Annotated in this window: 10 protein-coding genes and 2 pseudogenes; 8 read left to right on the top strand and 4 right to left on the bottom strand. The window is 40.4% G+C overall.

Annotated features, from left to right (window positions below):
- Nucleotides 1-10: 10 nt before the first annotated feature.
- The 3 genes from AVJ20_RS15035 to AVJ20_RS15045 all read left to right on the top strand — a co-directional run bounded on the left by AVJ20_RS15035 (nt 11) and on the right by AVJ20_RS15045 (nt 2752).
- Nucleotides 11-955 carry an ABC transporter substrate-binding protein gene (locus AVJ20_RS15035; protein WP_111885795.1) on the top strand — a complete coding sequence of 315 codons (945 nt, stop codon included), beginning with the start codon at nt 11-13 and terminating at the stop codon, nt 953-955.
- A gap of 112 nt (nt 956-1067) precedes the next feature.
- On the top strand, nt 1068-1901 hold the full coding sequence (locus AVJ20_RS15040; RefSeq protein ID WP_078191496.1) for an ABC transporter ATP-binding protein: 834 nt from the start codon (nt 1068-1070) through the stop codon (nt 1899-1901).
- A gap of 20 nt (nt 1902-1921) precedes the next feature.
- On the top strand, nt 1922-2752 hold the full coding sequence (locus AVJ20_RS15045; RefSeq protein ID WP_111885796.1) for an ABC transporter permease: 831 nt from the start codon (nt 1922-1924) through the stop codon (nt 2750-2752).
- 171 nt (nt 2753-2923) lie between these two features.
- Here the strand turns inward: AVJ20_RS15045 and AVJ20_RS15050 are convergent, their stop codons facing one another.
- Nucleotides 2924-4018, bottom strand: a complete 1095-nt coding sequence (locus AVJ20_RS15050; RefSeq protein WP_111885797.1) for a sigma-54 interaction domain-containing protein — start codon at nt 4016-4018, stop codon at nt 2924-2926.
- A gap of 230 nt (nt 4019-4248) precedes the next feature.
- Between AVJ20_RS15050 and AVJ20_RS15055 the strand changes: the two genes are divergently transcribed.
- Entirely contained in the window at nt 4249-4464 is a 216-nt protein-coding gene (locus AVJ20_RS15055) for a TOBE domain-containing protein (protein ID WP_067765474.1), read from the top strand.
- A gap of 44 nt (nt 4465-4508) precedes the next feature.
- Nucleotides 4509-5333 carry an ABC transporter ATP-binding protein gene (locus AVJ20_RS15060; protein ID WP_111885798.1) on the top strand — a complete coding sequence of 275 codons (825 nt, stop codon included), beginning with the start codon at nt 4509-4511 and terminating at the stop codon, nt 5331-5333.
- Between the two features lie 165 nt (nt 5334-5498).
- Here the strand turns inward: AVJ20_RS15060 and AVJ20_RS15065 are convergent, their stop codons facing one another.
- The 3 genes from AVJ20_RS15065 to AVJ20_RS15075 all read right to left on the bottom strand — a co-directional run bounded on the left by AVJ20_RS15065 (nt 5499) and on the right by AVJ20_RS15075 (nt 9786).
- Nucleotides 5499-6863: an LLM class flavin-dependent oxidoreductase gene (locus AVJ20_RS15065; protein ID WP_111885799.1), complete on the bottom strand. Its 1365-nt coding sequence runs from the start codon at nt 6861-6863 to the stop codon at nt 5499-5501.
- Nucleotides 6864-7116: 253 nt separating this feature from the next.
- Nucleotides 7117-8484 (bottom strand): MATE family efflux transporter, encoded by a 1368-nt coding sequence (locus AVJ20_RS15070; protein WP_111885800.1) that lies wholly within the window; start codon nt 8482-8484, stop codon nt 7117-7119.
- A 147-nt stretch (nt 8485-8631) separates the two neighbouring features.
- Nucleotides 8632-9786: a methionine aminotransferase gene (locus tag AVJ20_RS15075; RefSeq protein ID WP_111885801.1), complete on the bottom strand. Its 1155-nt coding sequence runs from the start codon at nt 9784-9786 to the stop codon at nt 8632-8634.
- Nucleotides 9787-10016: 230 nt separating this feature from the next.
- Between AVJ20_RS15075 and AVJ20_RS15080 the strand changes: the two are divergent.
- The 3 genes and pseudogenes from AVJ20_RS15080 (at nt 10017) to AVJ20_RS15090 (ending at nt 15132) form a co-directional block, all read left to right on the top strand.
- A pseudogene (locus tag AVJ20_RS15080) lies at nt 10017-13315 on the top strand (type VI secretion system Vgr family protein).
- 2 nt (nt 13316-13317) lie between these two features.
- Nucleotides 13318-14655: pseudogene (locus tag AVJ20_RS15085) on the top strand (LysM peptidoglycan-binding domain-containing protein).
- A 15-nt stretch (nt 14656-14670) separates the two neighbouring features.
- A complete protein-coding gene (locus AVJ20_RS15090) occupies nt 14671-15132 on the top strand; it encodes a hypothetical protein (RefSeq protein WP_228157231.1) in 462 nt (153 codons plus the stop codon).
- The last annotated feature ends 391 nt before the right edge of the window (nt 15133-15523 follow it).

Here is a 15523-nt window from a genome sequence, read left to right on the forward strand (position 1 = left end):
GAACATAACAATGAAAAAAATGACAATCCATAACATTCCTCAACTCTGGCGCAATATGTTCCTTGCAGCATTGGTCGGTGGCACAGCCTTGGTTGGTTGCAGCACACAGCGAGTGGATGAACCTCAGCAAGTGGCTTTAAAAGAACTACGCTATCAAAGCTATCCGGGACTGGTGTCATTACCTGAATTGGCACAAGACTTGGGCTATTTAGGCGACGTTAAACTCAGTTATGTCGGCACGGTACAAGGTGGGCCACAAGATTTACTCACTTTGGTGGCCGGTGATGTTGATTTTGCTGGCGCCTTTAATGGCGCTGTGGTGAAGGTCATCGCTGCGGGTCTAGATGTCGTCCCCGTAGTGGCTTCTTATGGCAGTGATGCTGAGCAAAACGTGGGTTTCTACGTGCTAGAAAATAGTTCTATTCGTAGCCCACGAGACTTTATTGGCAAGAAAGTCGCAGTGAATGCCTACGGGGCGCATTATGACTTTGTGGTGAAAGATTATTTGGCCCGTCATGGCTTAACTGAGGATGAAATCCGTCAAGTTGAGCTGATTATGTTGCCACCGGTGAGCTCAGAACAAGCCTTAAGGAATGGGCAAATTGATATTGCAGTGTTCTCTGGCATTTTGGAAAAACGGGCCTTAAAAAATGGTGGTGTACGCAGCATCTTTAAAGATATTGATTTATACGGCCCCTTTACCGCAGGGAGTTTTTCGATGCGCGGAGATTTTATTCAAGCGCATCCCGAGTTGGCTCGTACTTTTGTCAGTGGCGTGGCCAAAGCTCAAGAATGGCTACACAACACGCCGAAAGAGCAAATCATTGCCCGTATGGAAAGTATTATCGAAAAACGTCAACGCAATGAAAATACAGCACTGATTCCATATTACACAGGCACAGGTGTCCACGAAGTGGTGGTGTGCAAAAAGATCAGGATTTTGCCCCATGGGTGAGTGCCTTAGAAAAAGAACACAAATTAAAACCGAATCAAATTGAGGTCAGTCGCATCTATAGCAATGAATTTAATCCCTATGCGAAAGACCAAAAATCAAAAGGAACATAATAATGACCAGTGCATTACATTTAGATCACGTGCGTAAGGTTTTTCCTGCACAGAACCATGTAGGCAGTAAAAACTATAAGCCTGAATTTGTTGCTGTAGAAAATGTTACTTTGGATATTCAGCCGGGTGAATTTGTTTCAATCGTGGGGCCAAGTGGCTGCGGAAAATCTACATTATTAGACTTAATTGCGGGTTTAACCAAACCGTCGGCAGGGCAGATTTTACTGAGTGGCAAGCAGATTACTCAACCGGGTTTAGACCGTGGCATTGTGTTTCAGCAATATGCGCTCTATCCATGGTTAACCGCACTGGAAAATATCGAATTTGGTCTAGAAGCCAAAGGCGTAGCAAAAAAAGAACGCCGTGAAAAAGCCGAATACTATTTGCAGCTTGTGGGTCTCAGTGGCTTTGAAAAGCATTATCCGAATGAGCTTTCCGGCGGGATGAAACAGCGGGTTGCGATTGCCCGAAGTTTGGCTTATGAACCAGAAATTTTATTAATGGATGAGCCCTTTGCTGCCCTAGATGCGCAAACCCGAGAAACCTTACAAGCCGAGCTGATCAATATCTGGAAAAGTTCGAAAAAAACCATTGTTTTTATTACTCACAGTATTGATGAAGCAATTTATCTGAGTCAGCGTGTGGCGATTATGACCTCGAGACCGGGTCGGATTAAGGAAGTGATTGAAATTCCTCAAAGCCTGCGCAGCTCCAGTGAAGATGTCCGCTCATTGCCTGAATATGGCCGAATTCGCCATAAAATTTGGTCATTGCTCAGTGAAGAAGTGATTAAAGCGCAAGCCCTCGAAAAACATAAACAGCTTGCACATAACTAAAATATTCAGAGGATTTATTTATGTCATCGACTAAACAAGCCATCAGTTATACGCAATCGTATAACGACATTAAACCCAGACTACAATTCACTTGGTTAAACACGGTCTTTAAACGCACCATTGCCATTGTGGCTTTTTTCTTGCTGTGGGAGATTCTGCCGCGGAGTGGTGTGGTCAATCCGGCTTTCTTACCGCCGTTATCTGTAGTATTGGAAACCACATGGCAGCTATATCAAAGCGGTCAATTAGGCATCCATTTCTTTGCCAGTATAAAGCGTTCCATTATTGGTTTCATTTTGGCCCTAGCGATCGCCATTCCTTTAGGTCTCATCATTGGTTGGTACAAGCTCGTGGCTGAAACCTTAAATCCATTGTTAGAATTGTTTCGAAATACCACAGCATTGGCATTAATGCCGCTGTTCATCTTATTTTTAGGTATTGGTGAAACTTCAAAAATCAGCCTGTTGGTGTATGCATGCACATGGCCGATTTTATTGAACACCATTACAGGCGTACAAACAGTCGATCCTTTACTGATTAAATCGGCACGAACCATGGGCCTAAAACCCTATCAATTGTTCCGAAAAGTGATTCTGCCTGCGTCGGTTCCGACGATTTTTGTCGGTATCCGTCTGGCAGGGGCGATTTCGATTTTGGCCTTAGTTGCAGTAGAAATGTTTGGTGCCAAAGCAGGTCTAGGATATCTGATTATTTATTCGCAATTTAGCTTTGAAATTCCACAAATGTTTGTAGGCATATTAGTCATTACCCTCGTAGGCTTATCCTTTAACTATTTCTTGATTGGACTAGAAAAATACTTTACAGCGTGGAAACGAAACCCCGTGGAATAATCTAGACAAAATGGAAAAATAAATAACAACCTCGGGATATACCGAGGTTTTTTATTACTGATTTTTTATATTTAAAATAATGCAATGAATAAAGAATAATGTAGATGAATATTTATGTATCAGTTTTTGGGGTTATTATTTTAATGTGGAATAAATAAAAATATGACTTATTTATAATAAGCCATATTTAATTAGGCGAGTGCGAATCACGTTCCTTGTCACTCCAAGCAAACGAGCCGTATGCACTTGATTGTATTGACAGTGCTGATACGCACTTCGGATAAATTTTTCTTCAATCAGCTCATTAATATTGTCATGCTTAAGTTGATTTGCGGCTTGAAAAATTTGTAAAAAGGTCTGCTCAAGTAACTGTCCAGCATCTTGAATATTTTTGATGTTGGCTACAGCAGAGGTGGCATTTTGTAAGTTAAAAGGTTCTGCACGAGAAAACGACGATGCACTTTGAATACTCGAAAAACTAATATCTTCTGGTTCAATCACACCTTTTTCACTGACTAAAATCGCATGTTGAATGGTATTTTCTAATTCGCGAATATTTCCCGGCCAGCTATGTAAATGGAGTTTCTTGAGCGCCAATGGGCTGATGCGTAATGGTGTGTCATGTGGGTTGGTTTGATAGACCTGAATGAAGTGTTTAACCAAAGGCAAAATGTCACCACGACGCTCTGAGAGACGTGGAATGCGTAGCAACGCCACATGTAAGCGGTAGAATAAATCTTCCCTGAAACGCCCGTCCTGTACGGCATGCTCTAAATCGACATTGGTTGCGGCTATGATTCGGACATTAATCGGAATGGACTTGAGGGAGCCGACTCGAACGATCTCTCTTTCTTGTAAAACACGGAGTAATTTGACTTGCATAGGCAAGGACAGGTCACCAATTTCATCTAAAAATAAGGTGCCATTATGGGCTGCTTCAAACCAACCGACACGGCTATTAATTGCCCCTGTAAAGGCTCCTTTTTCATGTCCAAATAATTCGCTTTCGACTAATGACTCGGTAAAGGCACCACAGTTCACTGCGATAAATGGACCTTTGGCACGATGGCTTAATTGGTGGATTTGGCGTGCAACTAACTCTTTTCCTGTGCCTGTATCACCAATGATGAGTGCATTGGCCTCACTTGGTGCAATTTGTTCAATTCGAGACAACAACGCTTGCGATAACGGGTCTGCAAAGACCGTCGCTGTTGCCCGTTTATGTTTCAGTGCAGAGGGCACTGCAGGGTGGGTCAAAATAGACATATCGTTTCTTATAGTTGTTGACAATGCAGATCATGATGAAAGATTTAAAAATAAAAGATAAATAATAATTCGATATTTAAATATCAGTTTCACCGATAAATTCATGCGTGGATTATTTATCTGATTTTAAGATAAATAAAATCGGGATAACTAAAGGATAAATCAAGATATAGCAAGTGATTGAACTGTTTTATAGTAAAGCTCTCTAAATAACAAAAGGCATAATTAAAATGGCGATTACTTCAGTAAATGTGCGAAACCAATTCAAAGGCGTGATTAATGAAATCGTAGAGGGTCCTGTGGTTTCAGAAATTGATGTGGAAACCAAAGCGGGCTTTTTTACGTCCGTGATCACGACACGTTCGGTGAAGGATTTAGACTTAAAAGTAGGTTCTGAGGTGGTGGTGTTAATTAAATCGACGGAAGTGTCGCTGGCTAAACTCTAAGGTTTAGCCAGCAAAGTTTGTCAGCACAAATAGAGAATAATGATATGAGCGTAGAACAAGCTGGTTCGGTTTCTATTCAGCAGCTAACGAAACATTATCCCACACAAAAGCAAGAAGACTTAACCGTACTTAAGGACATTAACCTGAATATTCAGCCGGGTGAGTTCATTAGTATTGTGGGAAGTAGTGGCTGCGGAAAATCCACATTATTACGGTTGTTGGTTGGTCTAGAGCGTCAGTTTCAGGGCCAGATTTTGGTTGATGGTCAGCCTATACAGGGCACGAGTTTGGAACGTGGTATCGTTTTTCAAGATCATCGCCTGTTTCCATGGTTGACGGTACGGGAAAATGTACGGATTGCATTGCATAAAAGCAAGTTTAGCCGTGCAGAAGAAGATGTATTGATTGATGAACATTTAGAGTTGGTCAAATTAACCCAATTTAAAGATGCCTATCCTTCGCAGTTGTCTGGTGGGATGAATCAACGTGTGGCGATTGCCCGTAGTTTGGTGAATCGACCACAGATTTTGCTGCTCGATGAACCCTTTGGCGCACTTGATGCGTTGACGCGTCAAAATTTACAGGATGAATTACAGCGAATATGGCAAAGTGAAAAAATCACCATGATCATTGTCACCCATGATGTCGAAGAGGCTGTCTTTTTGGGTGATCGGGTGGTGGTCATGCAGCCACATCCGGGACGAATTAAACGTATTGTAGATATTCATTTAGCCCATCCGCGTAAACGCGAAGATGTCCGTCTGATCAATATTAAAAATGACATTTTGACTGACTTTAGTGATCCAGTAAAAGATCAGTTGCTTGAACCTTTATCTCACCGATTTGCCGATTATAAATTTGCATGGTAAGTCTGAATTGACCATCACCTAGACAATGTAAAAGCCCTGAATTCAGGGCTTTTTTTAGGCTTATCAAATATAGGTCAGTATGATCATCGCTTAAGTTGGATTAATATCAGTCCATAAAAATGCCCCAACTGGGGCATTTGTTTTTCAGTTTTATTAAACGTTGGTTTATGAGGCTTGGGAGGTATGTCTTTTTTCTAAAACATATTGGTTTTCAGGTCGTTTTAAACCTAAGTTTTCTCGTAAGGTCTTGCCTTCATAAGCCGTTCGGAATAGACCGCGACGTTGCAGTTCAGGAACGATGAGATCGACAAAATCATTTAACCCCGCAGGTGTTGTTGGCGGTAGGACATTAAAACCATCGGCAGCGTCATTCTCAAACCATTCCTGCAGTTGATCTACGACTTGTTCAGGCGTGCCAATCAAGGTCCAATGTCCACGGGCTGAAGCGATATATTGATAGAGCTGACGAATACTAAAATTGTGCTTACGGGCAATATCAATCATCATTTGCTGACGACTGGAGAAATTAATGTCTGCATCTTCTATTTTGGGGAAAGGGGCATCTAGATCAAATTTGGCCAAATTAATGCCACCTGCCAAAGCAGACAATAAACTTAAACCCACTTCTGGGTGAATTAAGCTATTTAAAAAGTCATATTTTTCTTGGGCTTCTTGCGCTGTCTTGGCAACAAAAATCGAAACCCCCGGCATAATTTTCAAGTCATCTGCATGGCGACCATATTTCACTAAGCGGTTTTTGACATCACGATAAAAGGCTTGCGCATCTGCTAAGTTCTGCTGTGCTGTAAAAATCACTTCGGCATATTTACCGGCTAGTTCACGACCATCTTCAGATTGCCCAGCTTGAACAATCACCGGATAGCCTTGCGGTGGGCGAGAGACGTTGAGAGCACCCAGTACCTGATAGTATTGGCCCTGATGATTGGGCTGATGTTGTTTGCGAGCATCAAAAAATTGCCCAGTTTCTTTGTTGTAATGGAAGGCATTATCCTCCCATGAGTCCCAAAGTTTTTGAGTCACCTCAATAAATTCATCGGCACGTTCATAACGCTCTTTGGGTTCAGGGTGCTGCTGAATGTTAAAGTTTTTTGCGGCATCGGCAGAAGCTGTCGTTACTACATTCCACGCAGCACGACCTTTAGAAATATGATCTAAAGAAGCAAATTTACGCGCCAAAATATAGGGGTCTTCATAAGTCGTAGATGCTGTGGCAATAAAGCCAATATTCTGAGTCACAGCCGACAGGGCTGCAAACAATGTGACGGGTTCAAAGCCGACGCCTTTATCGCCCAAACCTTTCTCACCTTCGACAGCAGAACTCCAACGGACAGACAGACCATCGGCAAGAAAGTAGGCATCGAATAGACCACGTTCTGCGGTTTTTGCCAGTTCAATTGCATAATCAATATTGAGATGATCTTGTGGGCGAGATTCTGGGTGGCGCCAACCCGCGACATGCTGTGAGGTGGTTGGAATAAAAGCCCCAAGCTTTATTTGACGTTTAGACATAAAAAATTTCTCATCCCAATTATTCTTAAAAGATAAAAGGGATAAGAACAAAATCTATGCCAAACCGTAATTGTTTGAAAATATGCAATTTTTAATTTTAATTGGTTCTAGGTGTAGATAAATCAACAGGATATAAAACCAAATGTTGAAAAATAAACAGCAGTTTAACGGCAAACTTTATGCATGGATCTGTACAAGATTTTCCATATGTAAACTTAAAGCGTGTATTGGCATTGAACGCTATTAGCAAACTTTATAGCAATACTTTGATGGCTTTTTGTCTCCATACCAGTTGGTAATACAGCCCTTGTAAAATACATAAGCTGACAAAAGCCAAAGCATAGGCATACCAAATACCTTTTAAGCCCCACCATTCACTGAATAGGTAGGCACACGGCACTTCAATGCAAATAATGGCCATAATATTAATAATCATCGGCACGGTCACCGTTCCGCTAGCCCGCATAATGGAAGCAAAAATCGCACTGGCACCAAAAAATAAAATCGACCAAAGCACAATGAACAGCAATTCTTGACCGAGAACCACAACTTCAGGATCTGTAATAAACAGCGCCATTAAATGTTTAGAGAATAAATAGCCCAATGCCACCAAGATACCAGTAATTATGAAATTCATCCCGATGGCCGTACGTTTCACGCGATTAATTAGTTCAGATTGACCCGAACCGATGGCTTGCGCGGCAAAAATAGAAGCTGCAATCGCGATGGACAAGGCTGGGAATTGGATATAGTTCAAAACCTGATTGACCGCGCCATATGCAGCAGTGGCATCAGCACCATGGCGGTTAACTAAACCGACAATCACGAGACCGGCCACAGAGGTCGTGACCATCTGTATACCCGTAGGAATGCCTAGTTTTAAGATAATTTTGCTGAGATCATGTTGATGGCGAATATGACGGAGTAACGCGAAGTCAAGTTTGAGCGGATGATCTTTCTTTTTTAAGTAGAAATATAAAAATACCAAGGCAATTAAAAAGCCGATATGACTGGCAATGGCAGGGGCAATAATACCTAAACTTGGAAATCCAAATTTTCCGGCAATCAGCACGGGTGTAATGATCAGCCCTGAACCAATGGTCATACCTGACGCAATCAGCGGTGTTGTACTGTCACCGACCCCACGCAAAATCGAGGTATAAATAATATAAATAAAGAGCAGTGGGCTACCGGCAAGCATCCATTGCACATAAGGCAAAGATAAATGCATCACGTCTGGGGCTGTGCCTAAGGCCAATAAAATGGGCTTGGCAAATATCACCCCTAAAAAGGCAATGATGCTGCCACCAATCAAGGTCATAAAAAGGGTGGAACCCACCACAGTACGAACTTTTTCAAGGTTTTGCGCGCCCCAAGCTTGACCCACCAACACGGTTGCACCTGCCGAGAGCCCGATCACAAAAGCCATTAAACAGAACAAGATCGGGAAAAATACCGCAACCGCTGCAATGGCATGCACCCCAAGCATCTGACCGACAAAAACGGTGTTAATGGTCCCAGATAAATTCTGCAAAATATTGGTGGCGATCAAAGGCACCAGAAAAACTAAAAACGTTTTCCATAAATTTTGCTGAGTAACGAGGGACTGTTGTTTTGACATGCTCAGGTCCTAGACGCGGCTTTTTATGATTTTAAGTTACTGATAACACTATCATGTTGGCATTCAAAAAAGCCTTAGTTTTTGAGTAACCAAGGCTTCATTATTTCTACATGTCTGTTTTAAAAAAACGTTTGGGCAAATACGGCTTTAAACCGCGGAGAGAATCTCTGCAGCTCGATCTAAGGTGGCATCTTGTTTGGCAAAACAGAAACGTAATAAGCGTAAATTTTCCGGCGGTTTTTGATAGAACACTGAGACAGGAATCGCCACGATTTTATGTTGCTCTGCCAACAACTGACACATTTCCACATCGCTTAAATCTGGGCGTATGCCACTGTAATCTAAGTTTTGGAAATAGGTACCTGCCGATGCAATCAACTCAAATCTAGAGTGGCTTAAGCCCGCATTGAACCGGTCACGTTTAGCTTGGTAAAAATCGGCCAATTCAGCAATGTGCTCAGGATGTTCTGCCATAAAGTTAGCCAATGCCATTTGTACGGGCGTAACTCCACAGAAATTGGCAAATTGATAGATTTGGCGAAACACTTGCATCAAGGCTGGCGCTGCAATGCAATAACCGGTTTTCCAACCTGTGACGTGAAAGGTTTTACCAAATGAACCCACGACAAAACTACGTTCACGCAGCTCAGGAAATGACAAAGCAGATAGATGCTGACGACCATCAAAAATTAAATGCTCATAGACCTCATCTGATAGCACAATAATATTTTTATCTCGAATCAGTTCAATCAAGTTGAGCCAGTCCTCACGATCCCAAATAGCACCTGTTGGGTTGTGAGGTGTATTGACAATAATCATCCGGGTTTTGTCGTTAATCGCAGCGGCAACACGATTCCAATCCACAGTAAAATGGGGCGTCTCTAAGGCAATGTGAATGGGATGAGCCCCAACCAATTTTACACTGGGCGCATAACTGTCATAGCTCGGATCAAAAATAATCACTTCATCATCCGCATGAACCACGGCTTGAATGGCACTAAAAATACCAATGGTTGCACCCGGGGTAATGGTCACTTCGGTGTGAGGGTCAATATTTAATTGGTCTCGATGGGCAAACAGTTGGACCAATTGCTCACGTAAATGCATCAGTCCATCGCCGGGTGCATATTGGTTAAAACCCTGTTGCGTCGCATCACTTAGCGCATTTAACAGTGCAGGAGGTGCAGGAAAATCAGGAAAACCTTGAGATAAATTCAGTGCATTTAGACGCTGAGCCATTGCGCTCATGACGCTAAAAATAGTCACACCTTGTGCAGGCAGTTTGGATTCAATTGTGATCATGGAGCTTAAAATTTTTAATAGGTTGCATTTTGAGTGTAGCAGCATCTCAGCGGCTGCGAAAAGTTAGCTCAGCAAAAATGATCCAGTATTGATGTTCCTATTCACTTGAATACTAAAGTGTTGCAAAAGCCAAAAAGAAGAATTCAACAAATTATTTGCAAAATGGGGTAGACGAAAAAATAATCATTTCCTAAAATGCCGTCATTAAAAAAATTAAATACATAATAACAATGCTTAAAAATATTCACGCCATGGTGGAAAACTTTGGCTTTAGCGTACAGAAACGTGCGCTACACATTCATTTTTCAAATGAATCATTAAACACAGAAGTTTTTATTCAACGGATTGAAGGTCAACACCGTATCAATCAAGGCTTTCGTGCGGAAATTATTTGTCTCTCGACCAATGCTCATTTGGCTTTAAAGCAGTTTATCGGTGGCCGAGTGGCTGTCGATCAAGTGACAGATTTGGGACAACTCAGTCGCCTGACTGGGGTGATTACCGGGGCAAGCCAAGGTCAAAGTGATGGTGCACTGACCGTTTATAAACTGGTGATTGAGGATGCGACAGCACTCTGGCATAAGCGTCGTAATAGCCGTGTCTTTATGAACAAATCGGTACGGGAGATGACCGAGATTATTTTTAGTGAATGGCAGAAAAAAAGTGCGCTGTTTGCTGCTAGTTTAAGCTTGAACTTAGAGGGGTTGGCACGTACCTATGATGTGCGTCCATTCACCATGCAGGCGAATGAAAGTGATTATGCATTTTTGACCCGCCTTTGGCGCAGTGAAGGGATCAATTGGTTAATTGATGAAGCGGAGTTATTTGTCGCATTTTCGGCTGCGCCGATGCAAGCACAGCAGCTGCGTTTAATTGATACGAATCAGGCTTATAGTGCTTTGGAACGGAAAAAGATTCGCTTTCATCGGAGTCATGCCACGGAATGTTTGGACACAATCACCAGTTTTGTGGCAGAACGCTTTTTACAATCGACCACAATTCAAACGCAGCGTTGGCAAGCTCAACATTTGGCACAAGACCAAAGTAATCCGCTCTTAAGCGCCCATGCACAGAGTGAGCAACAGCACAATGAAACCTTAAGTTTAGAGCAGGCTTGGACCGTAAGTTCGGCTTGGACAACTGACCTTAAAGGTGCAGATCAGGCGACCACTTCAAATACACAGCAATTGGATCAGTTGAATCGGCAACTCAATCAATATCAGGAACTTCAAGCCAAATACTTTACCGCTAGTAGTAGCGTGCGGGACGCTCAAGTCGGGTATTGGTTTGAGTTAGAAAATCATCCTGAAATCGATCAACATCAAACGACAGATCGTGAATTTCTCATATTGGGCAAAGCATTTTATAACCAAAATAATTTACCCAAAGATATTTTGGTTCAATTAGAAAAGTTACTTGCCGCGAGCCGTTGGCTATCTTTAGGGGATGAAAGGCAGGCCAACGAGCTGTATGTGGTCCGTCGGCAAATTTCTGTGGTGCCTGAATATGATCCTTTATTACACCGGCCACCTGCGTTTCCACAGCGGGCTAAAGTGGTCGGTCCAGAAGGTGAAAGTATATATGTCGATGCTTGGGGGCGTATCAAAGTTCGGTTTACGTTCACCCGCAGTGACGACCACAGTCATGATGGTGGAGCAGGGAGTAATGATAATGACAGTGACTCGGCTTGGTCGATGTACTGACTCCATGGGCGGGTGAAGGTTATGGGGCACGTTTCCATCCTCGTATTGGTGAGATCGTGGTCATCGACTTTTTTGAGGGTGATGTGGATCGTCCCTTTGTAGTAGGACGAATACATGAAGCTGAACGATCTCAGACCATGTTTGACCTCAAAGGTCAACTTCCTAAAACCAAAAAACTCAGTGGTATCCGCTCGCAAGAAGTTGCGGGAACAGGCTTTAACCAACTGCGCTTTGATGATACGACGGGTCAGATCAGTACCCAATTACAAAGTAGTCATGCAGCGACACAGCTGAATTTAGGTAATCTCAGCCATCCTAAAGAACAAGACAGTAGCCATGGCCGTGGTGAGGGTTTTGAGCTGCGAACGGATGCTTGGGGAGCAATGCGTGCAGGTAAAGGTTTACTCATTAGTACCTATGCGCAGGATAAAGCCGTTGCCGATCATCTTGCTGCTGCTGAAGCTCAGTCTCTTTTAAATCAAGGGCATCAGAGCATGAATATGCTGAGCGATTTAGCCGTAAAGCAGCAGACCGATGCATTAAATGTGATTAATCGTTTGCCGAAGTTAATAAACTCTTTAGAAATCAAAAGTACTGCCGAAGGTGTCAAAGCGACTTTAAATTTGTTCAAGGAGGATTTAAGTCGAGACCCATTGGCAGCGTTAAAAAACTGCAAAAGTTTTGTCAAAGAAATGGGCTCAATCGCACATGATGTCAAAAGTACAGTAAAAGAATTTAAAGCATTCTTTAATGATGCCGAAGATGCCTTTGATAACTTAAAGTCTGTCATAGATCATATTGAAGAAAATGGTAAAGATGTGATTCAGGGGAGAGTCGCAAGTCTGAAAAGCAACCTAAAAGAGGATCCATTAAAAGCATTAAAAGATGTGGGTAAATTGATCGAAGACATCAAATTTAACCCTGATGATTTATTGAATAATGGTGGTTTTGGTTTGCCACCAGCAATGACACCCATAAAAGCATTAGAAAAAGTACAAGGTTTTATAGAAGGCTATGCGCAAGGTTTAGAAAAATCCAATACAGCGGCAAAACAAGAACAAGGCAAATTATTCCGCCAAGCGTTGATGTTGCTTGCATCACCTAATGGTATTGCACTCACCACACCGGAAGATATTGTTTTACAAGCCTCGCAGGATATTGCAGAAAGTGCACAAGGTTCGATTAATTTCAGTGCTCAAAAGAATATTGTCGGGCATGCACAAGACAAAATCAGTTTGTTTGCGGCTCAAAAGGGCCTGAGTGCTTATGCCGCAAAAGGCAAAGTGGAGTTACAAGCACAAGATGATGCCATTGAAGCGATTGCGCGAAAAGTCATTAAGTTAATTTCAACCGAAGACAAGATTGAGATTACCAGTCCAAAAGAAATTGTACTGACCGCAGGCGGTTCACAACTCAAAATTAATGGGAGTGGTATATTTACCACGACAGGTGGCAAGTTTGAGAGTAAGGCAGGGCAGCATAGTTTTGTGGGAGGGAATGAGGTCAAAGGAGAAATTATTGCATTACCGAGGAATAACCAAAAGATATTTACGAATAAATGGGACTTTTATGACTTATTTTATAAAGCTGATTTTTCAGATATTAAATATAAGTTAATAAATAATAAAAATAATACTTACATTTCTGGCACTTTAGATGAACACGGGCGTACAAAAAGGCTGAGTAAATCTAATAATGAAAACCACGATATCCTTATTGGCACTGAGGGTGAATGGACAGTTTCATTAGATGATGGAAGTGTTGATGTAGATTTTGAAATTAAATGTAGTTGTGATTCATATGAAGAACATGGAGATGAAATTTAACCATGGATTGTTTAGCGAATATTAAATTTTTAGATGCTTTAGATCAGCCGATTAATAGTTTATTTCATCAACTGTGGGTTGGTTCGATTTTGATTTCTGATCATGTTACGAGTGATAATGGAGAGTCAGTATGGATTAGACGCCCAGTAGGAACAATTATTGATGTTCATATAAAAAGTATAGTTTCTGGGGAATATATATCTAAAGTTAAATTCGAGCTTATAGGTGAAAAAACAATATTTATTATTCGTAGTCCTAAAATTTTATTAAAAGGTGTAAATCTTTCGGCAAAAGATGTAGCAACAGGTACTTATGTTAGATCGACATATATTGTTGCTGAAGGTGATTACTTATCTAGAATTGCTGATGATAATCATACAACTACAGCAGAACTGATAGAAATAAATAAACTTAAAAGTGGTACAGATATTCATCCAGGACAAGTCCTTAAAATTCCTACAAAGAAACAGGAAGTGTCGATATCTATCGATAAGAGTAAAGCAAAAGCTTTACCAAAAGCTACGGCTCAAAAAGAAACGATTAAGATTATCGTGGTACAACAAACAGATACCTTAGCATTGATTGCAAAACTCACTGGAAATACAGTTGATGAAATCAAGAAACTAAATGGATTAAGCGATGTCAAACTGGTCAAAAATCAAAAGCTAAAGGTTTATGACCGTAAAATATCTTTTACTTCAAATAAAGAAGAAAAATTAAATAATAAACAGGATGCAAGTCAGAAATCTACACCCACAGTAAAACAGGAATCATCGAAGAGTCAGGAACAGACGCCTGTTGCAAAAGTTGAAGCTTTAACGCCAATTAATGTAACAGGTTTGTTGCCAGAGGCATGTGGTGGTGAAAGACATTACAAGAGGACTTTGGCACGTATAGCAGAACTACATTCAGTTTATCAGCCTTATGTTGTTAAATTGATAAATGAAGGATATAAAAAGTTAAATATCTGCTAGGTGGTTACAGATGGTTATAGAAGCCCGTCAGCGCAAGATGCGTTGCCAAGTTCAAATACAAATGCTAAAGGGTTAAGTAGCTATCATCAATATGGTTTAGCTATTGATTTATATTCTGTACGAGATGGGCAAATAGTCCTTTATAGTAATAAATTAACTACAAAACAAAGAGGTGATCAAGCATTAGATGATCATAGAAAGTTAGGGCCTATTGGTGAAAAATTAGGCTTGGTATGGGGTGGACGATGGAAAAGTATAGTTGATAATCCTCATTATGAACTACATCCAAATGGTCAAACATGGCATGATTTAAAACCTAAACTTTTAGAAGTTGGTGTTGGAAAATATAAAAAATTAAAATTTTAAAATAAGGATTAGTTAGTGAAACAAATTTTTTTCTTATTCCTATGTATGTTTATAGCTAGTGCCTGCACAGCTGTAAATAATAAAAAATTAGAATATACCGGTGATGAAATTGATGTTAAATTTAAAAAAATACAAAAATATATTACTAATTATGAGGTTGAAGGAGGTGGCCCTATACTTGATAATGTGATTAAAATTTATACTATTGATCGTGATCAGTGTGTAATTGTATCGAAAATTGAGGGTGATTCTGGTGTTTATGGAACAGAGTCAATATTATATTTTTCTAAATCTAAGATTTTATATGGGTATAGATATAATTACAGTTATAGTTTTTATAATGGAGAGGGATCTAATAAAGTAGATAAACTAAATTACTCAAATCCATTGTTGCCTATTGATGAAATTGAATTAAAAAAAATATTTAATACTTTTAAAGTGGGTTTTAATCAAAAAACAAAGAATGAATGTGGTTGAATATTCTTAAAATATTCTATAATGATGTTATTCAGAATTTCATATACTGCTCATAAAATATTTAAAGGTTGATAAAATCTGATCTCTTTAATATGCCAAAATTTTCAATAATTCCTCACTTGTTACAAAGCAAGAAGCACCATCCATAGACGTTACGAAGTGGAGCAGTCAGTCATCAATTGGGTGTAAATAGAGCTAATTCATATTTAATAGCTAAGGTAAAGAAATTTTTGAAAAAATTAAAGCATATCATTCATCAACATAGGTTTTAAAAATGAAATTAACCAATGAAAATGGACCAAATTTAAGAGTTATGCAAGTTAAAAATAATAAGTTAGTTAATGAAAATTTATATATATTTAAACAATAGAGTAGAAATAGATAGTAATTT

The organism is Acinetobacter sp. CFCC 11171 (assembly GCF_003268405.1).
Taxonomy (GTDB): Bacteria; Pseudomonadota; Gammaproteobacteria; order Pseudomonadales; family Moraxellaceae; genus Acinetobacter; species Acinetobacter amyesii.